Genomic DNA, 22,948 nt, shown 5'->3' with positions numbered 1-22,948 from the left:
CGGGAGCCGCCCTTCTCAGTAGTTTCCGAGGCCGCCGCAGACGTTGAGCGCCTGCGCGGTGACGGCCGCCGCTCCGGGGCCGATCAGGTACTCCACCATGGCGGCCACCTCGCCGGGCTCCACATAGCGGCCGATCGGGACGCGGGCGGTGATCCGGGCGTGCGCCTCGGCCTCGTCCACCCCCCAGATGCCGGCGTAGTGCCCGCGTACCTGCTCGGCCATGGGCGTCTCGACGAAGCCCGGGCAGACCGCGTTCACGGTGATCCCGGTCCTGGCCAGTTCCAGGCCCAGGGCCTTGGTGAAGCCCACCACCCCGTGCTTGGACGCCGAGTACGGGGTGGCGTGCACCACGCCCTGCTTCCCGCCGGTGGAGGCGATGTTGACGATCCGGCCGCTGCCCCGGCCGAGCATCCCGCCGGTGGTCAGTGCCTCCCTGGTGACGCGGAAGACACTGTTGAGGTTGGTCTCGATGACATCGCACCAGAGCTCGTCGTCGATCCGCGCGGTCTCCCCGCCGCCCGGCCGGCCGGCGTTGTTGACCAGGATGTCCAGCGGGCCGAACCGGGCCACCGCCCCCTCGACCAGCCGGCGGATCTGCTCCGGCGACCGCACGTCGCAGCCGCACCCGTCGGCGGTGCCGCCCTGCCGCCGGAGCTCCTTGGCGGTCGCCACCGCCTCCTCGTGGTCGCGCGAGCAGAGGTACACCGCGGTACCGCGCCCGGCCAGCATCCGGGCGATCTCCAGCCCGATCCCGCGGGTGGCGCCGGTGACGAGGGCGACCGGCTGTGCGTCTGCGGCCGTGGTCATCCGCTTCCCCTTCCTGACTGTCCTGGATCGCGATCAACGTAACCAGGCCACCTAGAAGGCACCTCAAGACGCGCTCGGCCGCCGCGCCGGGCGGCCGCTCTCGACCGATGTTCTAGCGGCGGCGCCGAGACTGGGCCGGCGACGAGACCGCGCCGGCCACGAACCGAACGGAGGCGCCGATGACCACAGTTCCGGCCCGAATCGACCTCGACACCGCCTACCCCCGCGTCCAGCGCTTCTACGCGGCGCAGATGCAGCTGCTGGACGGCCGCGACATCCGCGGCTACGCCGACACCTTCACCGAGGACGCGGAGTTCGCCCACACCCCCGACCGCACCCCGGCCCGCACCCGGGAGGGGATCGTCGAGGACCTCACCGACTTCCACCGCCGGTTCGCCGACGACCCCATGCAGCGGCGGCACTTCGTCAACATGATCGACCTGCGCCAGGCGGACGGCGGCGGCCTGCGGGCGACGGCGTACTGCCTGGTGGTCAAGGTCCGCCCGGGCGAGCCGCCGGTCTTCGTCAGCTGCGTGATGCACGACCTCCTGGTCGAGGAGGCGGACGGCCGCCTCCTCACCCGCTCGCGCCGGGTCGAGTACGACTGACCGGCGGCCTCGCGGGCCCATCCGGCGAGGCCGGAAACGCAAGGGGCGCCCGGCCGGATCACTCCGGCCGGGCGCCCCACTGCCCTCGGCGCTGCCGACTCAGCTCAGGAAGGCGGGCTTGAGCACCTCCTCGCACCACTGCCGGAAGGTGGTGGGGGTGGTGTTCTCCGGAGTGCGGGGCTCGGCGTTGTAGATGTTCTGCTCCTCGACCGCGGTGGCCATGTCGACCAGCCCGCGGGCCCAGCCGGGGGCGATGCCGTTCCGGGTCAGGTTGGCCAGATAGCCGTCACTGGGCACCCGCTGGGCGCGGACCGGGCGGCCGAGCACCTCGGTCATGATCCGGGCCTGGTCCTCGGGCGAGAGGTCCTCGGGGCCGAGCACCGGCACACTGCCCTGCCCGCTCCAGGAGTCGTCCAGCAGCAGCCCTGCCGCCTTGCCGGCGATGTCCCGGGTGGCGCAGGTGGGCAGCTTGTGGTCGAGGGCCACGGTGGTGAAGAACATCCCCTGGGCCTTCAGCGGCATCACCTGCTGGAGCATGTTCTCCATGAAGCCGGGCATCCGGAGCGCCCGGTAGGCCACACCGGTCGCCTCGATCAGGTCGTCCATGGCCAGTGCGGCGGACACCTGGCCGGCGTTCTTGGCCAGGCCGCGGCCCAGGGTGGAGATCCCCACCACGCGCCGGACGCCCTGGTCCTTGATCGCGTCGCAGGCCGGGCGGGTGAAGCCCAGCACATGGCCCTCCACGCTCTCGGCGCGGACGTCCGGCGGCACCAGCCAGAAGACCGTGTCGGCGCCGGCGAAGGCCTCGGACAGCACCGCCGGGTCGGAGTGCGTCCCCTGGACCACCTCGACCCGCTCACGGACCGGCTGCGGCAGTCTGCCGGGGTCGCGGACCACCACCCGGACCGGCTGGTTTCCTTCGAGCACCTTCTCCAGGACCTGCCGGCCGATCTGGCCGGTGGGAGCGGTGATGACGAGCACGGAGACCTCCAGGCAGAAGCCAATAGGAAGCGGAAGTCCGCTTCCGTCTTGTCTCCAGGACGATAGTGAACTAAGGTTCCGTTTGTCAATCCGCCCCGGATCCGATTGCCGAGCGATGCCTGAGACCGAACGACCGCTGCGCGCCGACGCCCGCCGCAACCGCGCGCGGATCATGGCCTCCGCGCGGGAGCTGTTCGCCCTCCGCGGCCGCGAGGCCCAGATGGAGGAGATCGCCGCGCACTGCGGCCTGGGGATCGGCACCCTCTACCGGCACTTCCCGAGCAAGCAGGCGCTCTTCACCGCGATGGTCCGGGAGCGCTACGAGGGGATGGCCGACCTGGCCCGCGCCGCCGAGCGGATCGAGGACCCGGGAGAGGCCTTCGAGACCGCCCTGCGCAGCTATCTGGAGGCGGCCGACGGCGACGCCAGCTTCCAGCTCGCCCTGATGGGCGCCGGGGACATCGAGTGGGAGGGCCTGGAGCGGCAGAAGGCCGAGTTCGGCGAGATCGTCACCCGGATCATCGAGCGCGCCGTCGCCGCCGGGGCGCTCCGCGCGGACTTCGGCTACGCCGACTTCCCGCTGCTCACCCGCGGGGTGATGGCCACCATGTACTTCCGGCCGGTGGGCGGCTCCGACTGGCGCCGCCACCTGGAGCTGGCGCTCGACGGGGTACGCGGCGAGGCCGGGCGGAGGCCGGCCGGCTGAGACGCGGGCGACGCCTCCGCCGACCGCACCTCCGCCGACCGCGCCTCCGCCGGGCCGTGCTCAGCCGGGGCGGACCGCCCCGGTCAGCGGATGTTGTGGTTGATCCGGAACAGGTTCGCCGGGTCGTAGGCCTGCTTGAGCTGCCGCAGCCGCGACCAGTCGGTCGCCGTGTACGCGGTGCTCACCTCCTGGGCGGTGGTGTCCAGCGTGCCCAGGAAGGTCGGCACGGTCTTCCCGGTCAGCACCGGCGCCAGCCGGGCCAGCGCGTCCTGCTGCCACTGCTCGATCGCGGCGGCCTGGGCCGGCGTGGGCACCGGGTTGTTGAGGAAGAGCAGGAAGTCCGCGTCCCGGTTGCCGACGGCGCTGGGCGCGGCCGGCTGCCTCCCGAAGGCCCCGCCCAGCTGGCGCACCTCCAGCACCCCGGACGGGACGGTGGAGTCCTGGAAGCCCAGGGTGCCGAAGACCAGATCGATCCCGGAGGGGTCCAGAGCCCCGATCAGGGCCCCGGAGGCGACGCTGGCACTGGGGGTGGCCGGCACGTTGAAGATGCTGTCCATCAGCGCGATCGGCACCTCGGCGACGGAGTCGGTGGCCGGGCCCAGAGCCCGCAGCGGGGCGATCTCGGCCGCGCCGTCGGCCGCCGAGCCCAGGTAGACCACCTCGATGCTCAGCGCCTCCACGGTGGGCCGGTGGACGAAGGAGGCGACCGAGGTGATCCGGTCCGAGGCGGTGGCGGTCCAGGCCACGTACTGCTGGTAGGCCTGGGCCGCGGTCGCGGCCGGGAAGACCAGCCCGCCGGCGTACACCGTGGTGGCCGGCAGCAGGTCGATCTCGAAGGAGGTGACGGCGCCGAAGTTGCTGCCGCCGCCGCGCACCGCCCAGAACAGGTCGGCGTGCTGGTAGGGGGACAGGCACAGCTGCCGCCCGTCCGGGGCGACCAGCTCGATCGAGCGCACCCGGTCCGAGGCGAAGCCGTAGGTCCGGCCGATGACCGGCACCCCTCCCCCGCCGATGTAGCCGGTGGCGCCCACGTCCGAGGTGGAGCCGACCGGCGGGAGCAGCCCCAGCGGCGCCGAGACGGCGAGGACGTCCTTCCACTTGGCGCCGCCCGAGATCCGCGCGGTCCGGGCCGCGGAGTTCACCGTGACGCCGTTCAGCTCGCGCATGTTGATCAGCAGGGCGCCGTCGGCGGGCACGCAGATGCCGTGCCCGGTCGCCTGCACCGCGATCGGCCAGCCGAGCCCGCCGGCGCCGATCCGCACCGCCGTCGCCACGTCCTGCGCGGTCTGCGCGAGGACGATGGCGTTGGGGCTCTGGGTGATCAGGGTGTTGAAGGCGGCCCGCTCGGCGTCGTAGTCCGGATCGCCCGGGAACAGCACCTTGGAGCCGAGCGCCGCGCGCAGGTCGCCGGCGGTGGTTCCGCCGGCAGCGCGGGCCGCGCCGACGGCCGGGCCGCCGCCGATCGCCAGCGCGGCGGCCCCCGCGCCCAGGGCCTTGAGAGCCGACCGGCGGCTCAGGTGTACGGACGACATGGTGTCCTCCCCCAGTTCACACGGTTCCCACTCGGGAACGGCCGCAACTCTGGCAGGGGGCACTCAAGGATCGGTCGAATCCGGAACCGCCGTTCCGGACCCGCCGTTCCCGCCCGCGAAACGGGCCACCAGTGCCCGCTTCAGCACCTTGCCGCTGGCGCCGACCGGGAAGGCGTCGACGAACTCCACCCGGCGCGGGTACTTGTACGCCGCCATCCGCTGCCGCGCCCAGGCGGTGATGTCGGCGCCCAGCTCGGGCCCGCCCGTCGCACCGGACGCGGCCCGGACCACCGCGCAGACCTCCTCCCCGTACCGGGGGTCGGGCAGGCCGATCACCGAGGCCTCGGCCACCGCCGGATGCCGCAGCAGGACCTCCTCGATCTCCCGTGGATAGACGTTGTAGCCGCCCCGCAGCACCATGTCCTTCTTCCGGTCCACGATGCGGAGGTAGCCGTCCTCCTCCTTGACGCCCAGGTCGCCGGAGCGGAACCAGCCGTCCACCACGGCCGCCGCGGTGGCCTCCGGCCGGCCCAGGTAGCCGGCCATCAGATTGTGCCCGCGGATCACCACCTCGCCGATCTCCCCCGCCGGCAGCAGCTCGACGCGGTCCTCGAGGTCCGCCCGGGCGATCTCCGCCGCCACCCCCCAGACCGGGAGGCCCACGGTGCCGGGGCGGCGGACCGCCCCGGGCTGGTTGTAGGCGATCACCGGCGAGGTCTCGGTCATCCCGTAGCCCTCGTAGACCGGGCAGCCGAACTCCCGCTCGAAGTCCTCCAGGACCCTGACCGGCAGCGCGGAGCCGCCGGAGTAGGCGCGGAGCAGCCGGGGGCGCGGGGAGCCGCGGGTCTCCAGCAGCGCGTGGTACATCGTCGGCACCCCCATGAAGACCGTGCAGCGCTGCTCGGCCATCAGCCGCACCGCCCGCTGCGCCTCGAAGGAGGGCATCAGCACCAGGGTGCCGCCGGCCCGGAAGCAGACCCCCATCCCGCAGATCTGGCCGAAGGTGTGGGACAGCGGAAGCGCCCCGAGGAGGACGTCCTCCGGGCCGAAGGCGAACGGCGACTCCCTGGTGACGGTGATGTTCAGGACCAGCCCCAGATGGGTGAGCATGGCCCCCTTCGGCCGGCCCGTGGTGCCCGAGGTGTAGAGCACCACCGCGATGTCCTCCGGCGCCCGCGGCAGCCAGTGCCCGATCGGCACGGCCTCCCGGGCGCGCGCGGCGAGCTCGCCCAACGGCAGCACCGCGGTGCCGGCCGCCCGGGCGGCCTCTCCGCCCGCCGCCAGCAGCCGGTCCTCGCAGAGCAGCAGTGCCGCCCCGGAGTCGCCCAGCAGATAGCCGATCTCCTCGGCCTTCAGCCGGGTGTTGACCGGCACCACGGTGGCCCCCAGAGCCAGTGCCCCGTAGTAGGCCATCGGGAAGTGCGGGGAGTCGGCCAGCAGCAGGGCCACCCGGTCCCCCGCGGTGATCCCGCGGCCGGCCAGCACGGCGGCGTACCGCCGGGCCGCCTCCCAGAGCCGGCGGTAGGTCAGCACCTCGGAACCGAAGACCACCGCAGGATGCTCGGGACGCCGTGCCGCCGTCTCGGCGAGCACGGCGGCCAGCGAGATCACGGGCGCCCGGGGACGTCGACCGGCAGGCCGAGCTCCTGCCAGATGCCGTCCAGCGCACCGGCGAACTTCTCGATGTCGGTGGTGGTGTGGGTCGCCGAGGGCGCCACCCGGAGGATCTCCTCGCCCTCCCGGACGCTCGGCGCGTTGATCGGCTGGACGTAGATCCCGTGCCGCTCCATCAGCAGCGCCGAGGCCCGGCGGCACTTCCGGTCGTCGCCCACGAAGACCGAGACGATGTGGGTGTCGGCCGAGATGAACGGGATGCCGCGCTCCCTGAGCAGCCGGTGCAGCAGCCGGGCGTTCTCGGCGAGCCGGTTCCGCTCGTACTCAGAGGAGCGGAGGTGCTGGAGGGCGGCCAGCGCGCCGGCCGCGGTGGACGGCGGCAGCGAGGTGGTGAAGATGAACGAGCGGGAGAACGCCCGGACCGCGTCCACCAGCGCCGCCGGTCCCGCGATGTAGCCGCCGGCCGTGCCCAGGCCCTTGGCCATCGTCCCCATGATGACGGTGAACTCCCCGTCCAGGCCCTCGCGGGCGGCGATTCCGGCGCCCTGCGGGCCGTACATGCCGATCGCGTGCACCTCGTCCAGGTAGGTGGTGGCACCGTGGCGGGCGGCCAGCTCGGCCACCTCGGCCAGCGGGGCGACGTCCCCGGACATGGAGTACACCGACTCCAGCACCACCAGCTTCGGCCGGTCCGGGTCGGCGGCCGCGAGGAGCTCCGCCAGATGCCCGGTGTCGCTGTGCCGGAAGATCTTCTTCTCCGCACGGCTGTGCCGCAGCCCGTCGATGATCGAGGCGTGGTTGAGCTCGTCGGAGAGGACCAGGGTGCCGGGTGCCCGGCCGGCCAGCACCGAGAGCGCCCCGTCGTTGGCGGTGTACCCGGAGGGGAAGACGATGGCCGCCTCCTTGCCGTGCAGCGCCGCCAACTCCCGCTCCAGCAGGACGTGGTAGTGGTTGGTGCCGCCGATGTTGCGGGAGCCGCCGGAGCCGGCGCCGAAGGCGTCCACCGCGTCCTTGACCGCCTCAAGGACCACCGGGTGCTGGCCCATGCCGAGGTAGTCGTTGCTGCACCAGACGCTGATCTCCTTGTCGGCGGTCTCCTCCCCGCCCAGCCTGGCGATGGCACTGGGGAAGCGCCCGGCCCGGCGGCCGATCTCCAGGAACTCCCGCCGCCGGTCGCCGAACCGGTCCATCTCGCGGGCGAAGTGCTCAAGGTGCTGGTTCTGCTGGGTACTCATGTCTGGGACCACCTTCCGGACGCGGTTCCGACCAGGGCACTGCTCTTCCGGCGCAGCAGGCTGCGGTCCGGCTTGCCCGAGGTGCTGAGCGGCATCGCGTCCAGCAGCAGCACCTCCTCGGGCGCGTGCAGCCCGGACAGCGCCGCGCCGACCCGGTCGCGGACTTCCTCGGCGGTGACGCGCGCGCCCGCTCGGGGCACGACCGCCGCATGGACGTGTTCGATGTCGCTCTCGTCGCGGACCCCGTAGACCGCCGCCTGGGCGACCGCGGGCATCCGGAGGATCTCCCGCTCGACGATCGCCGGATAGACCTTGATCCCCTCGGTCTTCACCACGTCGGCGATCCGGCCGAGGAGGTGCAGCCTGCCCTGGGCGTCCAGATGGCCGAGGTCGCCGGTGTGGTACCAGCCCCCGCGCAGGGTCCGCGCGGTACGCGCCGGGTCGCCCCAGTACCCCTCCATCAGGTGCGGGGAGCTGACGCAGACCTCACCGGTCTCGCCGGCCGGCGCCTCCTGGTCGGTGCCCGGTCGGCAGACCTTGATCCGTACGCCGGGGAAGGGGCGGCCCACGGTGCCGGCGGTCTCCGGGTCCAGGTGGTCGTGGGGGCCGAGGAAGGTCATCCGGCCGCTCTCGCTGGCGCCGTAGCCCTGGACCAGGACGGGTCCCAGCAGCTCGGCCGCCTCGACGATCCGGGTGGGCGAGGCCGGGCAGCCGCCGTAGACCACCTGCCGCAGCGAGGACAGGTCGCCGCCGTCCGCCCGATAGCGGTCGGCCAGCTCGTAGACGTGCGGGGTGGCCAGGTAGGTGCGGGTGACGCGGTGCTCCTCGACGGCCCGCAGCACCTCCTCCGGGCGCATCCGCTCATGGAGCAGCACGCTGCCGCCGGAGGCGAGCACCGCGTCGGCCATCGGGCCGACGGTGTGGCTGAGCGGGGTGACCACCAGGATCCGGACCTCCTCGCCCGGGGTGCTGGAGGCCATCGCCGCCTCGACCCGGCTGGTCCAGCCGCGCGCGGAGAGCAGGATGCCCTTGGGACGGCCGGTGCTTCCACTGGTCAGGCCGATCACGGCGGGCGCCGGCGGGTCCCAGGCGGCCGCCGGGCCCGGCTCCTCCCGGACGCTTCGCGCCTCGGCGGCGCCGAGCAGCGCGATCCGGCCGCGGGCCCGCTCCACCAGGGTCCGCGCCCGCTCCTCGTTCTCGGCGTCGGCCAGCAGGGCGGCGGCGCCGGTGTCGAGGAGGATCCGCAGCTGCTCGTCCGCCGAGAGCACCGGGCCGGTGGAGCCGGCGTTGGTGGAGCGGAGATAGCAGACCGCCGCGCCCACCAGATGGGCGGCGTAGCGGGCGGAGAGCATGTCCGGGCTGTTCGGGGCGACCAGTACGCCGAGCACCCGGCCCGGGCCCACCCCGTGCTCGCGGAGGGTCCGGGCGGTGCCGGTGACCGCCCCGGCGAAGTCGGCGGCGCCGACCGCCCGGCCGCGCCAGTGGACGGCCGTCCGGTCCGGCTCCGCCGCCAGTGCCGACATGATCCGGGCGGCATAGCCGCCGTGCCCGGACCACCAGGGGTCAGTGCGGGCCATCGTCTCCTCCGTTCGGCCGGCTGCCGCCGGTCTCTTCACCGGAGGCCAGGGTGAGCGGAAGCTCGGCCAGGCCCCGGATGGTGTTGTTGAGGTGCCAGCGCGGCGGTCCGCCGGCCCGCAGGACGGGCGCCCACCGGATCAGCGCCCGGAGCATGACCTCCGCCTCCAGATAGGCGACGATCCGCCCGACGCAGGCGTGGATGCCCACCCCGAAGCCCAGATGGCCGCCGGACCTGCGGGTGATGTCGAACTCCTCCGGCCGGTCCCAGCGGCGCGGGTCCCGGTTGGCCGCCCCGAAGAGGAGCAGCAGCCGGCTGCCCGCGGGCAGCTCCACCCCGTCCAGGACGGTGTCCGCGGTGACCGAGCGGAAGAACATCCGGGTCGGCGACTCCAGGCGCACCGCCTCGTCGAAGGCCGGCCGGATCAGCTCCGGCCGGGCGCGCAGCTCCGCGTACTGCTCGGGGTGGGTGGCCAGCAGCCACAGCACCGTGCCGAGGGACCGTACCGTGGTGTCGATCCCGGCGGCCAGCAGCGAGCGCACCAGCACCGCGCCCTCGTCCCGGCTGTACCCCTCGCGGAGGGCCAGGGCGTGGATCCGCGCGCCCCAGCCGTCCGGGTCCAGCCGGTCGGGGTAGCAGTGCCGGACCACCCAGGGCAGTGCGGTGTTCCCCGAGGAGACCGACTTGCGGAAGAGCTCGTTGGGCGGGCCGAAGGCGTTGAAGGCGAAGTCCGCGAAGGGCAGCAGGTGCTCCGCCCTGCCCTCCCGGGGCAGCCCGACGGCGTCCGCGAAGAGCCGCAGCGGGAACTCCTGGGCCAGCCTGCTCACCGCGTCGAACTCGCCGGTGCCGACCAGCGCGCGGACCATGGTCTCGGCCTCCGCCGCCCACGCGTCGGCCTTGGCCCGGACCGCGCTCGGCGAGAGGACGGAGCCGACCACCCGGCGGGCCCTGGTGTGGTCCGGCGGGTCCTGCTCCAGCAGCAGGCTGGGGGTACGCCAGCCGGCCTCCCGGTCGCCGCCCGCCATTCCGGCGTCCCGGTCCGAGGCGGGCTGCCGGCGGGACAGGTCCGCGAGCCCGACCCCGGTCGCGGAGCTGAAGGTGTCGTGGTCGAGGACGGCCGCCCGCACGGTGGCGTACCGCGCGGAGGCCCAGACCCCGTAGCGCTCCAGCCAGACGAGCGGGCCGGCCTCGCGCAGGCTCGTGTACATCGGGTAGGGATCGGCGAGGACCTCGGGAGCGAACGGGTCGACGTCACTCGCCGGCACGGTCTGGTTCATCGTCGGGATCTGCCAGCCTTTCGTGGACGAGGGGCGGGTCGGGGCCGGGAGGATGTCCGCCTCCCCTAGGCGAGCTCCCAGCCCTCGACCGCCTTGGCCAGCCCGGAGACCAGGACGATGAAGTCCTCCCGGGCCTTCCGCAGGTCCGCCGGGTCGATCAGGTCGCGGGCCTTCTCGAAGTACTCCTCGACCTCCTTGTTCTGGTCGTAGAAGAACCGGACGAAGTCGATCACCACGTCCAGGACCGCGTGGTACTCCTTCTCGTAGGACTCCAGCAGCCGGGACTCCGAGTCCCGGTCGTCGAGGACGCGGTGCGCCGCGTGCGCCGCCAGCGAGCCGCCCTTGAGGGCGAGCATCACCCCGGTGGAGAACAGCGGGTCGATGAACGCCGCCGCGTCGCCGACCTGGAGGAAGCCGGGGCCGCTCATCCGCTCGCAGGTGTACGACCAGTCCTTGGCCGTGCGCACCTGGGAGACCTCCACCGCGCCGGAGAGGAGCTTGCTGATCTGCGCGGTCTCGCCGATCTGGCGGTAGAGGAGGTCCGCCGGGAGCAGTTCCGAGGTGGCGAACCTCTCGCTGGGCGCGACATAGCCCACACTGCAGGTGCCGTCGCTGAACGGGATCATCCAGAGCCAGCCCGGCGGGCAGGCCTCCACCACGATGTTCCCGGCGTCGTCCCCGTCGAGCCGGCTGCCGCCCTGGTAGTAGGTCCACACCGCGAGGTTCTTCAGGTCCGAGTGCCAGTCCACGCTGCCGAAGCGCCGGCCCATCAGCTTGGCCTGTCCCGAGGCGTCGATCACCAGCGGGGCCCGGACGTCGACCGCCTCGTCCGAGCTGCCGGTGGTGTACCGGACGCCGACGCACCGCTCGCCCTCGAAGATCGGCTGGCGGACGTGGGCCTCCTCGATCACCGTGGTGCCGGCCCGGCGGGAGTGGGTCAGCAGCATGTTGTCGAAGTCGGCCCGCTTCACCTCGTAGGCGTACGGGCGGGCGCCGGCCTCCCGGACGGGGGCGTCCGAGGCGATCTCGTCGAAGCGGATGGTCCACGGCTCGGGGCTGGGGCCCCAGATCAGCGTGACGCCGTTCTTCCGCTGGGCGCCCAGGGGCTCCAGGGCCTCCAGGGCGCTGGTGGCGCCCAGCTCCTGGATGACCGGGGTGATCCCGGGGATCAGCGACTCGCCGATGTGGTAGCGGGGGAACTTCTCCTTCTCCAGCAGCAGCACCCGCCGGCCCCACATGGACAGCAGCGCCGAGGCAGTGGCGCCGCTGGGGCCTCCGCCCACCACGACGACGTCGTACTCACCGCGCATCGTTCGTCCTCCTGTCAGTGCCTGGTTCCCTGGTTCCTGGTTCCTGGTTCCTCACAGCGTGGTCCGGGCCCACAGGTCAGCGGTGTGCTCGTGGTACCGCCCGGACTGGAGCACCACCATCAGGTCGAGCAGCTTGGCCTTGTCACCGGTCACCGCGAACCGGCCGGTGACGAAGGCGGTGGCGGCGTGGAGGCTGCCCTCCTGGAACTCCGCCAGGTCGCGGTAGGCCGCGGTGATCTCCAGGTCCGCGCCCGCGGGCAGGCCGCGAGCGGTCCCCGCCACCAGGCCCTCCTCGACCAGCAGCGAGAACTCGGCCGGCCCCTCGGGGGCGTCCGGCACCCGGAAGCCGACCCGGGCGCCCACCCCGGGCACCGGCCGCCCCCGCTGCGGGGGGAGCCCCGCCAGCTCCGCCAGATACGCCTCGGAGAGGAAGCGGAGTGCCGTGGCGGTGGTCATCGGACCTCCCCCGCGTCCGGGCCCAGCCGTACCCGGAGGGCCTCCAGGCCGGGCAGGGTGACCCGCGGCTGCGGGCGCGGCGGCTCGGTGATCTCCAGCTGCGGGAAGCGGCGCAGCAGGGTGCCGAAGACGGCCTCCGCCTGCAGTCGCGCCAGCCGCCAGCCGGGGCAGCCGTGGATGCCGGCGCCGAAGGAGATGGACATCCCCTGGTCCCGGGTGACGTCGAAGACGTCCGGGTCGGTGAACCGCTCGGGGTCCCGGTTGGCCGCCGCGATCAGCAGCATCAGCCGGGAGCCCGCCGGGATCCGCAGGCCGTTCACCTCCAGCGGCTCGCTGACCGTCCGGGGCAGGATGTGCACCGGCGGGTCGTAGCGGAGCACCTCCTCGATCGCCCTGGTCAGCAGGGCGGGGTCGCGGCGGACCAGCTCCGCCTGGTCCGGGTGCTCGATGAACAGCCGGATGCCGTTGTCGAGGAAGTGGGTGGCGGTCTCCGAGCCGGCCGCGATGAGCATATGGCACATGACGGCCAACTCGCCGTCGTCCAGCGGGTCGTCGTCCTCGGCGGCGATCAGCGCGGAGAGGAGGTCGTCGCCGGGTTCCCGCCGCTTCCGGGCCACCAGGGCGCGGAAGTAGTCGTCGAGGTACTCCGCCGCCTCGTCCGCCACCCGCAGTTCCAGCGCGGTCATCCCCAGCTCGAAGGTCCGCTGGAAGTCCCGGATCGGCGCCCGCAGCCCCGGCGCCTCCTCCTGCGGGACGCCGACCAGGCCGGCGACCACGCTGATCGGCAGCAGATAGCAGAAGTCGTTGCAGATGTCCCCGCCGCCGGCCTCGATGAAGGGCTGGAGCAGTTCCGCCACCCGCCGCTCGACGAACGCGCGGTGCCGCAGCACCCGTTCCTTGGTGAAGGCGGCATTGACGATCCGGCGCATCCGGGTGTGCTCGGGCGGATTCGCCCAGAGCATGGTGGAGGCCAGCCTGCGGAGGGCCGCGTGCTGCTCCCACTCCCCGCTGAACCGGCCGGCCAGGAAGGCGTGGACGTCCTTGCCGACCCGCTTGTCCCGCAGCGCCTCGAAGACGTCCTGGTAGCGGGTGAGCGCCCACATCCCCATCGGACTGCGGTGGACGGGCGCTGCGGCCCGCAGCCGGTGGTAGCGCGCGTACGGGTCGATCCTGCCCTCGGGCGAGAAGAGGATCTCCGCCAGCGCCTCGTTGGCGTCGTGCTCGGCTCCGGCCCCGGGCGGGGCCGTGGTCTGGGTGGTCATCCTGGCCTCCTCGGTCAGCGGCGGACGGCGGCCTCGACCACGTGGAGGAGGGGGCGGACCGCGCTGACCCCCTCGACCCGCAGGCCGGCCCGCTCCACCAGCCCGGTGATGCCGCTCCTGGTGTGCCGGCGGCCGTTGGTGTTCAGCAGGAAGAGGAGGTCGATGCCGGTGGCGTAGCGGATCTCCGGGCTGTCGTCGACCAGGTTGGTGGCGACCAGGATCCGGCTGTCCGGACGGGCGGCCTCGGCGGCGTTCCGCAGCGCGGTGACGGTCCGCTCGTCGTCCCACTCCAGGATGCTCTTGAAGAGGTAGACGTCGGCCTCGACCGGGATCCGCCGCAGGCAGTCGCCCTCCACCACGCGGGAGCGGGAGGCCAGCGCGCCACCGGGACGGAGCCGCGGGTCCGGGTGGGCGACGGCGGCCGGCAGGTCGACCAGGGTGCCGTGCAGCCCCGGGTTCGCCTCCAGCAGGGTGGACAGCGTGTAGCCGCGGCCGCCCCCGACGTCCGCCAGGGTCCGCACCCCGGACAGGTCCAGCGCCTCGGCCAGTGCCGCCGAGGTGAGCCGGCTCAGCTCGGTCTGGGACCGGTTGAAGATCTCCGTGGAATCCGGCCATTCCTTGTGCAGGTAGGCGAAGAATTCGGCGCCGTATTTCTCCTCGAAGAGGTTTTTCCCGGTGTTGCGGACGGCCTCGTCGAGATGCGGCCACAATTCCCAGGCCCACGGCTCGGTGACCCACAGGACCCAGTACTTCAGGCTGTGCGGGTCGTCCTCGCGTAGCAGCCGGGAGGTCGCGGTGTGGGTGTAGCCGTCCGGAGTGCGGGCGAAGACGCCGTACTGCTCCAGGTTGAGCAGCAGCCGCCCGAGGACTCCGGCGTCCACCGCCAGCTCCTTGGCCAGCCGGTCCAGCGGGACGGGGGCGTCCCCGACCGCGTCGGCGACGCCCGTCCGGATGGCGGCCCGCAGTGCCGCGGGCGCGGCGGCGGCCAACGCGATCTCGCGCAGTGTGGTGATCGCCGCGGTGCTCGTGTCCTCGAATTCACTCGGCGGAGTACTGCTGACAATGGTCATCTGCATCCCTTTGCGGCCGCAATTCCGATGGCGCGGGTCTTCCGTTCTGGGAACCGATGCTGGCCGGGCGGCCTAGAGCGGTGCTCAAATCCGGCTGGGCGGACGGCGCGCGCACCGGGCCTGAGTGCCGTTCGAGTCGGCCTCAAGACCGCGGCGGTAGAGACGGAGGGTGCGGAGGCCGTCCGCGGCGGAACACCGAGCGACGAGGAGCCGGATGCTGACCGAGCAGGTCGAGGAACTCGGCCGGATCAGGGACCAGGTTGTGGCGGGTCCGAGTGAGAGGGCGACCGAGGCGCAGCATGCCAAGGGCAAGCTGACGGCGCGGGAGCGGATCGCGTTGTTGCTGGACGAGGGGTCCTTCAACGAGGTGGAGCCGTTGCGGCGGCATCGGGCCTCGGGGTTCGGGCTGGAGAACAAGAAGCCCTACACCGACGGGGTGATCACCGGCTGGGGGACCGTGCACGGGCGGACGGTGTTCGTCTACGCCCATGACTTCCGGATCTTCGGCGGGGCGCTGGGCGAGGCCCACGCCACCAAGATCCACAAGATCATGGACATGGCCATCGCCGCGGGCGCGCCGCTGATCTCCCTCAACGACGGGGCCGGCGCCCGGATCCAGGAGGGCGTGACCGCGCTGGCCGGCTACGGCGGGATCTTCCAGCGCAACACCAGGGCCTCCGGGGTCATCCCGCAGATCTCGGTGATGCTGGGCCCGTGCGCGGGCGGCGCGGCCTACTCCCCAGCGCTCACCGACTTCGTCTTCATGGTCCGCGAGACCAGCCAGATGTTCATCACCGGCCCGGACGTGGTCCAGGCCGTCACCGGCGAGCAGGTCTCCCAGAACGGCCTGGGCGGCGCGGACGTGCATGCCGAGGTCTCTGGGGTGTGCCACTTCGCCTACGACGATGAGGAGTCCTGCCTGGAGGAGGTGCGCTACCTCCTGTCGCTGCTGCCGGCCAACAACCGGGAGATGCCGCCCGCGCAGGTCACCGAGGACCCCGCGAGCCGGCGCTGCGAGGACCTGCTGGACCTGGTGCCCGCGGACGGCAACCGGCCCTATGACATGCGCGCGGTGATCGAGTCCCTGGTGGACGAGGGCGAGTACCTGGAGATCCACGAGCGCTGGGCGACCAACGTGATCGTGGCCCTGGCCCGGATGGACGGCCAGGTGGTGGGGATCGTGGCCAACCAGCCGCAGGCCCTGGCCGGGGTGCTGGACATCAACGCCAGCGAGAAGGCCGCCCGCTTCGTGCAGATGTGCGACGCCTTCAACATCCCCATCCTCACCCTGCTGGACGTGCCCGGCTTCCTGCCCGGGGTGGACCAGGAGCACGGCGGCATCATCCGGCACGGCGCCAAGCTGCTGTACGCCTACTGCAACGCCACCGTCCCGCGGATCTCGCTGATCCTGCGCAAGGCCTACGGCGGCGCCTACATCGTGATGGACTCCCGCTCGGTGGGCGCGGACCTGTCCTACGCCTGGCCCACCAACGAGATCGCGGTGATGGGCGCCGAGGGCGCCGCCAACGTCATCTTCCGCCGCCAGATCGCCGCCGCCGACGCTGAGAGTCCGGAGGCGGGCTCGGCCATGCGCCGGCGCATGGTCAAGGAGTACAAGGCCGAGCTCATCCACCCCTACTACGCGGCCGAACGCGGACTGGTCGACGACGTCATCGACCCCGCCGAGACCCGCGAGGTCCTCATCCGCTCCCTGCACATGCTGCGCACCAAGCACGCCGACCTGCCCCAGCGCAAGCACGGCAACCCACCGCAGTGAGGAGCCCAGCCCATGACCGTGACCATGACAGTGACCGTCGTGCCGGAATCCGGCCCGCTGATCCGTGTCGAGCGCGGCAGCCTCGCCGAGGACGAGCTCGCCGCGCTGACCGCGGTGCTCCTCACCCGCGCGGGCGGGACCGGCCCGGATCCCGGCCGCCCGGCGCCGTCCGGGCCCCGCTGGACCAGGCCCGAGCGCGACGCCCCCTACCACTCCCCCACCAGCTGGCGCCGTTGAGCGGGACGGGCCCCGGGAACCGGTCGCTGTCGACCGGTTCCCGGGGCCCGTCCTCACCCGGCGGTGGGCTCTACAGCATGGTGGTGCCGTTGCCGCCGTCCCGGCCGAGGGTCTGCGGGATGACGTCGGTGGGGTAGCGGGGGTGCTGCCTGACATAGCCTCCGAGGTCGGTGGGCGTGACATTGCAGATCGGGTCGCCGGTCAGGCAGTACCGCTCGACCGGGATGCGGCCGAAGTCGACCGGCCCCGCGCCCGGCGAGGTGATCAGGCCGGGAATGCCCACCCCCTTGGGGAGGAGGGTGCCGAGGCCGGTGCCGGGCTGCATCGGGTCGGCGTAAAGCATGCCGTCCACCTGCGAGCTCGGGATGTCGGTGCCGTGCGCGATGGTCTGCAGCACCTGGTCCGCGACCAGTGCGCCCTGCGAGTAGCCGGTGATCGTGATGCGCGCGTTCGGATGGGCGTGGTAGGTGTCCTCGGCCGCCTTCAGCGTGTTCCGGTAGCCCTGCTGGACGCTGGCGTCGAAGCTCGGCGCCGTCAGTGCGTCCGGGTGCACCTGACCGTTGCCGAGGTCGACCAGCGGACCGCTGGTGCCGATGACCGGTCCGGCGGTGGCCGGGTAGCACACCGGGATCGCGGCGGAGCCGAGTCGGAGTGCCCCGTTCGCGGCGTCGTAGGAGTAGGTGCAGTGCGGCGCCGGCGGCGTGGCCCCAGTGCCGCCGACCTCGATGTAGTAGTGGCCCGGAGCGTCCGCGTGAGCGGTGGCCGGGGCGACGGCGGCGGTCAGTGCGAGCGCCGCCGCCGAGGCGGTGACGGCGGCGGCACGGCGAACCAGGCTGATTGCCTTCACGATGGTCTGTTCCCCCTGTGGCTGGACGGCAGGACTCGGTGCCCTGTCCTGTCCGCGTCACACAGTAGTGTTTGCGAACGCGTATGTACATAGAACCCCGGCTTCCGCCCCAGGGCCCCGAGAACGACTCAGCCGCCTCCCAAATGGCTTGGGGGCGGCTGAGGTTGGCCGGGATTCAGCCGGTGTCACCCGGTCGATCACCCGGTGGTCACGGCTCGACCTCGGTGCGGTCGCCGCCCCAGAGGGTGTGGAAGGTCCCGGAGCGGTCGGTGCGGTGGTAGGTGTGGGCGCCGAAGTAGTCCCGCAGGCCCTGGATCAGGGCGGCCGGCAGGCGGGCCGCGCGCAGCCCGTCGTAGTAGGCCAGGGCGCTGGAGAAGCCCGGGGCCGGAATGCCCAGCCGGGCGGCCTCGGCCACCACCCGGCGCCAGCCGGTCTGCGCGCCGGCCAGCGCGTCCCGGAAGTAGTCCGCGGTCAGCAGCGTGGGCAGCGCCGGGTCCTCGGCGTAGGCCTCGGTGATCCGGTTCAGGAAGCGGGCGCGGATGATGCAGCCGCCCCGCCACAGCCGGGCCACCGCCCCCAGGTCGATGTTCCAGTCGTACTCCGCGGAACCGGCCTGGATCATGTTGAAGCCCTGGGCGTAGGCCACGATCTTGGACGCGAAGAGCGCCTCCTCGATCGCGTCGGCGAAGCCGTCCGCCTCCGCCCCGGTCAGCGCCTTCCGTTCGGGGCCGGGCAGCACCCCCTCGGTCGCCTCGCGCAGCCCGGCGCTGCCGGAGAGCGAACGGGCGAAGGTCGCCTCGGCGATGCCGGTCACCGGGATGCCCAGGTCCAGCGCGGTCTGCACGGTCCAGCGGCCGGTGCCCTTCTGCTCGGCCTGGTCCAGCACGATGTCCACGAAGGGCTTGCCGGTGTCGGCGTCGGTATGGGCGAGGACCTCGGTGGTGATCTCGATCAGATAGGAGTCCAGCCGCCCCTCGTTCCACTTCCGGAAGGTCTCCGCGATCTCCGCCGGCTTCTTGCCCAGCCCGCTGCGCAGCAGGTCGTAGGCCTCGGCGATGAGCTGCATGTCCGAGTACTCGATGCCGTTGTGGACCATCTTGACGAAGTGCCCGGCGCCGTCCGGGCCCAGGTGGCTGCAGCAGGGCTCGCCCTCGGCGACCGCCGCGATGTCGGTCAGCAGCGGTCCGAGCGCCTCCCAGGACTCCGCCGACCCGCCGGGCATGATGCTCGGCCCGTTCAGCGCGCCCTCCTCGCCGCCGGAGATCCCGGTGCCCACGAAGTGGATGCCGCGCTCACGGAGCGCCTTCTCCCGCCGCCGGGTGTCCAGGTAATGGGCGTTGCCGCCGTCCACGATCATGTCCCCGGGCTCCAGCAGCGGGGCGAACTCCTCGATCACCGCGTCCGTGGGCCCGCCGGCCTTGACCATGACGACCAGCCGCCGCGGGCGCTCCAGCGCGTCCACGAACTCCTGGGCGCTGTAGGCCGGGAGGAAGTCGCCCTCCGAGCCGAACTCCTCCACCAGCGACCGCGTGCGCGCCTCGGTCCGGTTGTGCACCGCGACCCGGTGCCCGTGCCGAGCGAGGTTGCGCGCCAGATTCCGTCCCATCACCGCGAGTCCGGTGACACCGATCTCCGCCTTCTCAGCCATAGCGCCGACCCTAGGCGGAATCGTCCGCGCTTTCCCGTTGATCTCGGTATCCGGCCGCCGCCCCGGAGGTCCGCCCACCCGTTCGGCCGCGAGCTAGCCGGCCCGGGCCGGGTCGGCCGCGGCCGGCTCCACGCAGCGGGTCTGCACATGCTCGTAGACCATCGTGGTCTGCACGTCGGCGACCTCGCGCCGCTCGGTGAGCCGGTCGATCACGAAGGCGTAGACGCTGTCCACGTTCGGCACGGCCACATGGATCAGGAAGTCGTGGGTGCCGGAGGTGACGAAGAGGCCGATCACCTCGGGCAGCCTGGCCGCCCACTCCCGGAAGCCCTCGATGACGGCACGGGCCGGCGGGCGGATCCGGACCGAGATCAGCGCCTGGACCGGCCGTCCGGCCGCGTCGAGGTCGAGCACCGCGTGGTAGCCGGTGATCACGCCCCGGCGGCGGAGCAGCCGGACCCGCTCCAGCGAGGTGGACGGCGAGACACCGGTCTTCGCGGCCAGCTCGCGGTTGGTCTGCCGGGCATCGTTCTGCAGCTCCCGCAGCAGGGCCCGGTCCAGCGCATCAAGTTCCACGAAATCCATGGTATGCCGAACGACATACGGCGGTCGCCCCGCAGGCCTGCTGTTCTGCCTAGTCTCCCGGGCCATGGATGCACGAAGGAACGGCACCCCGGCCGGCATGGCCCTGGTGCTCGGCGCGGCAGTGCTGTGGGGCACCGTGGGCCCCGCCCAGCTGCTCGCGGGCGGCGACCTCTCCCCGGTGGCGCTGGGCGGCTGGCGGCTGCTGGTCGGCGGGCTGGCGCTGGCCGCGCTCACCGTCCGCCCGGGCCGGCTGCGGGCCCTCGCGAGCCGGGCCGTGCTGCGGACGGTGCTGCGGCCGCTGCTGGTCTGCGCCCTCTCGACCGGGCTGTACCAGGCGGCCTTCCTCTCCTCGGTGGCCCGCACCGGGGCGGCCCTGGCCACGGTGATCGCGCTGGGCACCGCGCCGGCCGCGACGGGGCTGTGCGCCCGCTGGGTGTCCGGCGAGCGGACCGGCGCGGGCTGGCTCGCCGGGACGGTCGCGGCGGTGGCCGGCTGCGCCCTGCTGCTCGCCCCGGGCGCGGCACGGGTGGACCCGCTGGGCCTCCTCCTCGCCGTGACCGCGGGCGCCTGCTACGGCCTGTACACGGTCTTCGCGAAGCGGCTGGCCACCGCGAACCCCGCCGCCGACCTGCCCGCGCTGTCCGCGATCTCGCTGCTGGCGGGGGCCGTCCCGCTGCTGCCCTGGATGGTCGCGGGCCCGGCGCCGGTCCACGACGGCCGCGGCCTCGCCCTGGTCGGCTGGCTCGGCCTGGTCGCGACCGCGGCGGCGTACCGGCTCTTCACGGCGGGCCTCCGCCGGGTCCGGGCCACCACGGCCGGGACCCTCAGCCTAGCCGAACCGCTGGCCGCGGCGCTGATCGGGGTGCTGGCGCTGCACGAGCGCCTCTCCCCCGCCGCCTGGGCCGGCTGCGGACTGATCCTGGCCGGCACGTGCGCGGCCTGCCTGCCGGGCCGGCCGCAGCGGACCGGCGCCGGGCCCGCCACCGTCACCGAGGCCGCCACCGTCACCGAGGCCGGCGGCGACCCCGGGATCAGCCGAGCTGGTCGAGGCCTTGTCGGACCACGGCGGTGAGCTGCGCGGCCGCCTCGTGGCCGAGCGGGATGGTGGCCATCACCAGGGTCGGCGTGCCCAGCGTGGCCGCCCGGTCGAACTGCACGATCAACCGGGCGCCGGGGCCGACCGTACGGGTGCCGGCCACCTCGGCCCAGAGTTCGAGGGTGTCGGCCAGCTCCCGGGAGACCGCGAACAGCTTGTGCAGCGGTGGGCGGGGTGTCGGGCGGTCGGATGTCATGGCAGCTCCAGCGACGTGCGTCCGGTACCGAGGGCAGGTAGGCCACATACCTGGGGAACGCCGCGACGCGGGCCCGAGGGAACGTTCCTGCTCCCCTCGCGCCGCCTCCGGCCGCCCCAGCGCTATGCCAGCCCTAACGAGCCTCCCCGGCTACGGTTGCGATTCCGGGGGCGTGTGCCATTGGCATGCGCTCGGTGCGTCGAGGGACGGGCGTCAGACGATCCAGCGGGCGGCGAGCAGCCCGGAGCCCGCGGTCAGCGCGGCGGCGGCGATGACGGTCGCGTCCAGCCCGAGGGTGTCGGCCAGCAGACCGGCGACCACGGCGCCCGCGGCGTAGCCGATGTCCCGCCAGAACCGGTACGTGCCGAGGGCGTTGGCCCGGTGGGCGGGATGGGCGTGGTCGGAGACCGAGGCCAGCAGGGCCGGGTAGACCATGGCGGTGCCGAGACCGAGGAGCACCGCCGAGGCGATCCCGGCGAAGAGCGGATGGCCGATCAGCGCGAGGGCGAGGACGAAGCCGGCGGACTGCACCAGCATGCCGGCGACGATCAGGGGCTTGCGGCCGACGCGGTCCGCGAGGTGGCCGGTGGGCACCTGGCCGAGACCCCACAGGATCGGGTACAGGCCCTTGATCAGTCCGACGGCGGCCAGGCCGAGCCCGTGGCCGGTGAAGAGCAGCGGGAAGACGCCCCAGGTGAGGCCGTCGTTGAGGTTGTTGACAAGACCGGCCTGGCTGGCGCCGCGCAGCGAGCGGTCGCGCCAGGAGGTCTCGGCGAAGACGGCGCCGAAGCCGGCCCCGGCACGCCGGGCCGGCGGGCCGCCGTGCCGGGCCAGTTCGAGCGCCGCATGGGCGCCGGTGTCCCGGACCACCAGGGAGAGCCCGAGCCCGGCGGCCAGGAAGAGGACGCCGAGGAGTTCGGGGGCGGGGCGCAGCCCGTAAGCGGTCGCGAGATAGCCGGTGACCAGGGCGGTCGCGCCGACGGCGGTGTAGCCGGCGGCCTCGTTCAGCCCGGTGGCCAGCCCCCGGCGGGCCGGCCCGACCAGGTCGATCTTCATGTTGACCGTCATCGACCAGGCCAGCCCCTGGTTGAGACCGAGCAGCACGTTCGCCGCCACGATCCAGCCCCAGGACGGCGCCCAGGCCAGCACGAAGGGCACCGGGACGCCGGCCAGCCAGCCCGCCAGCAGCAGCCGCCTGCGCCGGAACCTGGCCGTGAGCGCGCCCGCGGCCAGGTTGGTGAGCGCCTTGGTGACGCCGAAGGCGGCGATGAAGGAGAAGACCGCGAGGTCGTCGGCCAGCCGGAACACCTCGGTGCCGATCAGCGGCACGGTGGTCCGTTCCAGGCCGACCAGCCCGCCGACGCAGAGGTTGACCACGACGAGGAGGGTGAACTGCGAACGGTTCGCCCGCAGTCCGAGGCGCACGGCGGGCCGGGCCGCGAGGGAGGCCGCGATCGGCGGTGTGGGCGGTGTCGACATGGTCGACGTGTTCCCCGCTACCTCTTCAGCGCGGCGAGCGTGGTGTCCAGGTCGCAGCTCGCCGTGCCGCGGTTGAAGGGGAGCCGGCCGAGGAGGTTGCCCATCGCGCAGGTGTTGCTCAGGGCGGAGAAGACCAGCCCGCCGCCGACCGCGGCGGAGACCCAGCGCAGGCCCGGGACGGCCAGGTCGAGCAGCACGCCGACGGCGACCAGGGAGCCGGCCACCAGGCGGACCTGACGGTCCATCGCCCACACCCTGCGGGCGCCCGCCGGCCGGTTCACCGGGTTGCCCGCGGCGGTCCAGGCGGAGGTGCCGCCGATCAGGGTAGCGGCCGGGATGCCGGCCTCGGCCAGCTGCTTGCAGGCCGTCTGGGAGCGGGAGCCGGAGGCGCAGACGACGGCGAGCTCACCGCGTCCTGCGGCGTCCCGCAGCGCGGGCAGTGCCTGCTTGAGCCGGTCCAGCGGGATGTTGTGCGCCCCGGGCACATGGCCGGAGGCGTACTCGCCCGGGGAGCGCACGTCGATGACCGTCAGCTGCTCGAGGCGGGACCGGAGTTGATCCGCGGTCAGGGCGGAGGAGACAGCGGTGGCGGTGTTGGGCGTGGGCATGGAAGAGGTGTTCCTTTCGAAGGGGTGGAGAGGGTGCCGGC

The 22,948-nt window shown here is 73.2% G+C and carries 22 protein-coding genes; 5 read left to right on the top strand and 17 right to left on the bottom strand.

Going from position 1 to position 22,948, the window contains the following annotated elements:
- Nucleotides 1-15 precede the first annotated feature (15 nt).
- The gene (locus tag BS73_RS00545) at nucleotides 16-807 is read right to left on the bottom strand and encodes an SDR family NAD(P)-dependent oxidoreductase (protein ID WP_037568448.1); all 792 of its coding nucleotides are present in this window, start codon (nucleotides 805-807) and stop codon (nucleotides 16-18) included.
- Between the two features lie 179 nt (nucleotides 808-986).
- On the opposite strand from BS73_RS00545, the gene BS73_RS00540 reads away from it, so the two are divergent.
- Nucleotides 987-1,415, top strand: a complete 429-nt coding sequence (locus BS73_RS00540) for a nuclear transport factor 2 family protein (RefSeq protein WP_037568446.1) — start codon at nucleotides 987-989, stop codon at nucleotides 1,413-1,415.
- Nucleotides 1,416-1,514: 99 nt separating this feature from the next.
- Here BS73_RS00540 and BS73_RS00535 read toward each other — a convergent pair whose 3' ends face one another.
- Nucleotides 1,515-2,396: an NAD(P)H-binding protein gene (locus BS73_RS00535; RefSeq protein WP_037568443.1), complete on the bottom strand. Its 882-nt coding sequence runs from the start codon at nucleotides 2,394-2,396 to the stop codon at nucleotides 1,515-1,517.
- 115 nt (nucleotides 2,397-2,511) lie between these two features.
- On the opposite strand from BS73_RS00535, the gene BS73_RS00530 reads away from it, so the two are divergent.
- On the top strand, nucleotides 2,512-3,102 hold the full coding sequence (locus tag BS73_RS00530) for a TetR/AcrR family transcriptional regulator (RefSeq protein ID WP_037568441.1): 591 nt from the start codon (nucleotides 2,512-2,514) through the stop codon (nucleotides 3,100-3,102).
- Between the two features lie 83 nt (nucleotides 3,103-3,185).
- On the opposite strand, the gene BS73_RS00525 is transcribed toward BS73_RS00530, so the two are convergent.
- The 9 genes from BS73_RS00525 to BS73_RS00485 all read right to left on the bottom strand — a co-directional run bounded on the left by BS73_RS00525 (nucleotide 3,186) and on the right by BS73_RS00485 (nucleotide 14,434).
- Nucleotides 3,186-4,634 (bottom strand): FAD-binding oxidoreductase, encoded by a 1,449-nt coding sequence (locus BS73_RS00525; protein ID WP_051938959.1) that lies wholly within the window; start codon nucleotides 4,632-4,634, stop codon nucleotides 3,186-3,188.
- Between the two features lie 63 nt (nucleotides 4,635-4,697).
- Nucleotides 4,698-6,245, bottom strand: coding sequence for a long-chain-fatty-acid--CoA ligase (locus BS73_RS00520; protein WP_051938957.1), 1,548 nt, complete (start codon nucleotides 6,243-6,245; stop codon nucleotides 4,698-4,700).
- Entirely contained in the window at nucleotides 6,242-7,483 is a 1,242-nt protein-coding gene (hemA, locus tag BS73_RS00515; protein WP_037568439.1) for a 5-aminolevulinate synthase, read from the bottom strand. Before hemA ends, BS73_RS00520 begins: the two co-directional genes overlap by 4 nt.
- A complete protein-coding gene (locus BS73_RS00510) occupies nucleotides 7,480-9,060 on the bottom strand; it encodes a class I adenylate-forming enzyme family protein (RefSeq protein WP_051938955.1) in 1,581 nt (526 codons plus the stop codon). Before BS73_RS00510 ends, hemA begins: the two co-directional genes overlap by 4 nt.
- Nucleotides 9,047-10,336, bottom strand: coding sequence for a cytochrome P450 (locus tag BS73_RS00505; protein WP_051938953.1), 1,290 nt, complete (start codon nucleotides 10,334-10,336; stop codon nucleotides 9,047-9,049). Before BS73_RS00505 ends, BS73_RS00510 begins: the two co-directional genes overlap by 14 nt.
- Before the next feature lie 65 nt (nucleotides 10,337-10,401).
- Nucleotides 10,402-11,646 carry an NAD(P)/FAD-dependent oxidoreductase gene (locus BS73_RS00500; protein ID WP_037568437.1) on the bottom strand — a complete coding sequence of 415 codons (1,245 nt, stop codon included), beginning with the start codon at nucleotides 11,644-11,646 and terminating at the stop codon, nucleotides 10,402-10,404.
- A gap of 51 nt (nucleotides 11,647-11,697) precedes the next feature.
- Nucleotides 11,698-12,102, bottom strand: coding sequence for an SCP2 sterol-binding domain-containing protein (locus BS73_RS00495; protein ID WP_037568435.1), 405 nt, complete (start codon nucleotides 12,100-12,102; stop codon nucleotides 11,698-11,700).
- Nucleotides 12,099-13,364 carry a cytochrome P450 gene (locus BS73_RS00490; protein ID WP_051938951.1) on the bottom strand — a complete coding sequence of 422 codons (1,266 nt, stop codon included), beginning with the start codon at nucleotides 13,362-13,364 and terminating at the stop codon, nucleotides 12,099-12,101. Before BS73_RS00490 ends, BS73_RS00495 begins: the two co-directional genes overlap by 4 nt.
- A gap of 14 nt (nucleotides 13,365-13,378) precedes the next feature.
- Nucleotides 13,379-14,434 carry a methyltransferase gene (locus BS73_RS00485; RefSeq protein ID WP_037569314.1) on the bottom strand — a complete coding sequence of 352 codons (1,056 nt, stop codon included), beginning with the start codon at nucleotides 14,432-14,434 and terminating at the stop codon, nucleotides 13,379-13,381.
- Nucleotides 14,435-14,648: 214 nt separating this feature from the next.
- Here BS73_RS00485 and BS73_RS00480 point away from each other — a divergent pair, with 214 nt between their 5' ends.
- On the top strand, nucleotides 14,649-16,211 hold the full coding sequence (locus BS73_RS00480) for an acyl-CoA carboxylase subunit beta (RefSeq protein WP_037568433.1): 1,563 nt from the start codon (nucleotides 14,649-14,651) through the stop codon (nucleotides 16,209-16,211).
- Nucleotides 16,212-16,223: 12 nt separating this feature from the next.
- A complete protein-coding gene (locus tag BS73_RS00475) occupies nucleotides 16,224-16,448 on the top strand; it encodes an acyl-CoA carboxylase subunit epsilon (RefSeq protein WP_235215220.1) in 225 nt (74 codons plus the stop codon).
- A 70-nt stretch (nucleotides 16,449-16,518) separates the two neighbouring features.
- Here BS73_RS00475 and BS73_RS00470 read toward each other — a convergent pair whose 3' ends face one another.
- The 3 genes from BS73_RS00470 to BS73_RS00460 all read right to left on the bottom strand — a co-directional run bounded on the left by BS73_RS00470 (nucleotide 16,519) and on the right by BS73_RS00460 (nucleotide 19,519).
- Nucleotides 16,519-17,295 carry a cutinase family protein gene (locus BS73_RS00470; RefSeq protein WP_235215219.1) on the bottom strand — a complete coding sequence of 259 codons (777 nt, stop codon included), beginning with the start codon at nucleotides 17,293-17,295 and terminating at the stop codon, nucleotides 16,519-16,521.
- Nucleotides 17,296-17,503: 208 nt separating this feature from the next.
- Complete coding sequence (gndA, locus tag BS73_RS00465; protein ID WP_037568431.1) at nucleotides 17,504-18,943, bottom strand: NADP-dependent phosphogluconate dehydrogenase; 1,440 nt, start codon at nucleotides 18,941-18,943, stop codon at nucleotides 17,504-17,506.
- 93 nt (nucleotides 18,944-19,036) lie between these two features.
- Entirely contained in the window at nucleotides 19,037-19,519 is a 483-nt protein-coding gene (locus tag BS73_RS00460) for an Lrp/AsnC family transcriptional regulator (RefSeq protein ID WP_152617461.1), read from the bottom strand.
- 73 nt (nucleotides 19,520-19,592) lie between these two features.
- Between BS73_RS00460 and BS73_RS00455 the strand changes: the two genes are divergently transcribed.
- A complete protein-coding gene (locus BS73_RS00455; RefSeq protein WP_084703663.1) occupies nucleotides 19,593-20,600 on the top strand; it encodes a DMT family transporter in 1,008 nt (335 codons plus the stop codon).
- Here the strand turns inward: BS73_RS00455 and BS73_RS00450 are convergent.
- The 3 genes from BS73_RS00450 to BS73_RS00440 all read right to left on the bottom strand — a co-directional run bounded on the left by BS73_RS00450 (nucleotide 20,560) and on the right by BS73_RS00440 (nucleotide 22,907).
- The gene (locus BS73_RS00450) at nucleotides 20,560-20,820 is read right to left on the bottom strand and encodes a hypothetical protein (RefSeq protein ID WP_037568427.1); all 261 of its coding nucleotides are present in this window, start codon (nucleotides 20,818-20,820) and stop codon (nucleotides 20,560-20,562) included. The genes BS73_RS00455 and BS73_RS00450 overlap by 41 nt on opposite strands.
- 213 nt (nucleotides 20,821-21,033) lie before the next feature.
- Complete coding sequence (locus BS73_RS00445; RefSeq protein WP_051938948.1) at nucleotides 21,034-22,299, bottom strand: MFS transporter; 1,266 nt, start codon at nucleotides 22,297-22,299, stop codon at nucleotides 21,034-21,036.
- A gap of 17 nt (nucleotides 22,300-22,316) precedes the next feature.
- The gene (locus BS73_RS00440; RefSeq protein WP_037568426.1) at nucleotides 22,317-22,907 is read right to left on the bottom strand and encodes a rhodanese-like domain-containing protein; all 591 of its coding nucleotides are present in this window, start codon (nucleotides 22,905-22,907) and stop codon (nucleotides 22,317-22,319) included.
- Between the last annotated feature and the right edge of the window lie 41 nt (nucleotides 22,908-22,948).

This window comes from Phaeacidiphilus oryzae TH49 (assembly GCF_000744815.1).
Classification (GTDB): Bacteria; Actinomycetota; Actinomycetes; order Streptomycetales; family Streptomycetaceae; genus Phaeacidiphilus; species Phaeacidiphilus oryzae.
The sequence above is the reverse complement of the archived record's forward strand: the minus strand, read 5'-3'. Positions and strand labels throughout refer to the sequence as shown.

Coding starts and splice junctions, on each gene's coding strand:
- BS73_RS00500 (WP_037568437.1), bottom strand. CDS start 11,646: ATGCGCGGTGAGTACGACGTCGTCGTGGTGGGCGGAGGCCCCAGCGGC.
- BS73_RS00505 (WP_051938953.1), bottom strand. CDS start 10,336: ATGAACCAGACCGTGCCGGCGAGTGACGTCGACCCGTTCGCTCCCGAG.
- BS73_RS00480 (WP_037568433.1), top strand. CDS start 14,649: ATGCTGACCGAGCAGGTCGAGGAACTCGGCCGGATCAGGGACCAGGTT.
- BS73_RS00475 (WP_235215220.1), top strand. CDS start 16,224: ATGACCGTGACCATGACAGTGACCGTCGTGCCGGAATCCGGCCCGCTG.
- BS73_RS00455 (WP_084703663.1), top strand. CDS start 19,593: ATGGATGCACGAAGGAACGGCACCCCGGCCGGCATGGCCCTGGTGCTC.
- hemA (WP_037568439.1), bottom strand. CDS start 7,483: ATGAGTACCCAGCAGAACCAGCACCTTGAGCACTTCGCCCGCGAGATG.
- BS73_RS00540 (WP_037568446.1), top strand. CDS start 987: ATGACCACAGTTCCGGCCCGAATCGACCTCGACACCGCCTACCCCCGC.
- BS73_RS00440 (WP_037568426.1), bottom strand. CDS start 22,907: ATGCCCACGCCCAACACCGCCACCGCTGTCTCCTCCGCCCTGACCGCG.
- BS73_RS00510 (WP_051938955.1), bottom strand. CDS start 9,060: ATGGCCCGCACTGACCCCTGGTGGTCCGGGCACGGCGGCTATGCCGCC.
- BS73_RS00490 (WP_051938951.1), bottom strand. CDS start 13,364: ATGACCACCCAGACCACGGCCCCGCCCGGGGCCGGAGCCGAGCACGAC.
- BS73_RS00450 (WP_037568427.1), bottom strand. CDS start 20,820: ATGACATCCGACCGCCCGACACCCCGCCCACCGCTGCACAAGCTGTTC.
- BS73_RS00445 (WP_051938948.1), bottom strand. CDS start 22,299: ATGTCGACACCGCCCACACCGCCGATCGCGGCCTCCCTCGCGGCCCGG.
- BS73_RS00525 (WP_051938959.1), bottom strand. CDS start 4,634: ATGTCGTCCGTACACCTGAGCCGCCGGTCGGCTCTCAAGGCCCTGGGC.
- BS73_RS00545 (WP_037568448.1), bottom strand. CDS start 807: ATGACCACGGCCGCAGACGCACAGCCGGTCGCCCTCGTCACCGGCGCC.
- BS73_RS00485 (WP_037569314.1), bottom strand. CDS start 14,434: ATGACCATTGTCAGCAGTACTCCGCCGAGTGAATTCGAGGACACGAGC.
- gndA (WP_037568431.1), bottom strand. CDS start 18,943: ATGGCTGAGAAGGCGGAGATCGGTGTCACCGGACTCGCGGTGATGGGA.
- BS73_RS00530 (WP_037568441.1), top strand. CDS start 2,512: ATGCCTGAGACCGAACGACCGCTGCGCGCCGACGCCCGCCGCAACCGC.
- BS73_RS00495 (WP_037568435.1), bottom strand. CDS start 12,102: ATGACCACCGCCACGGCACTCCGCTTCCTCTCCGAGGCGTATCTGGCG.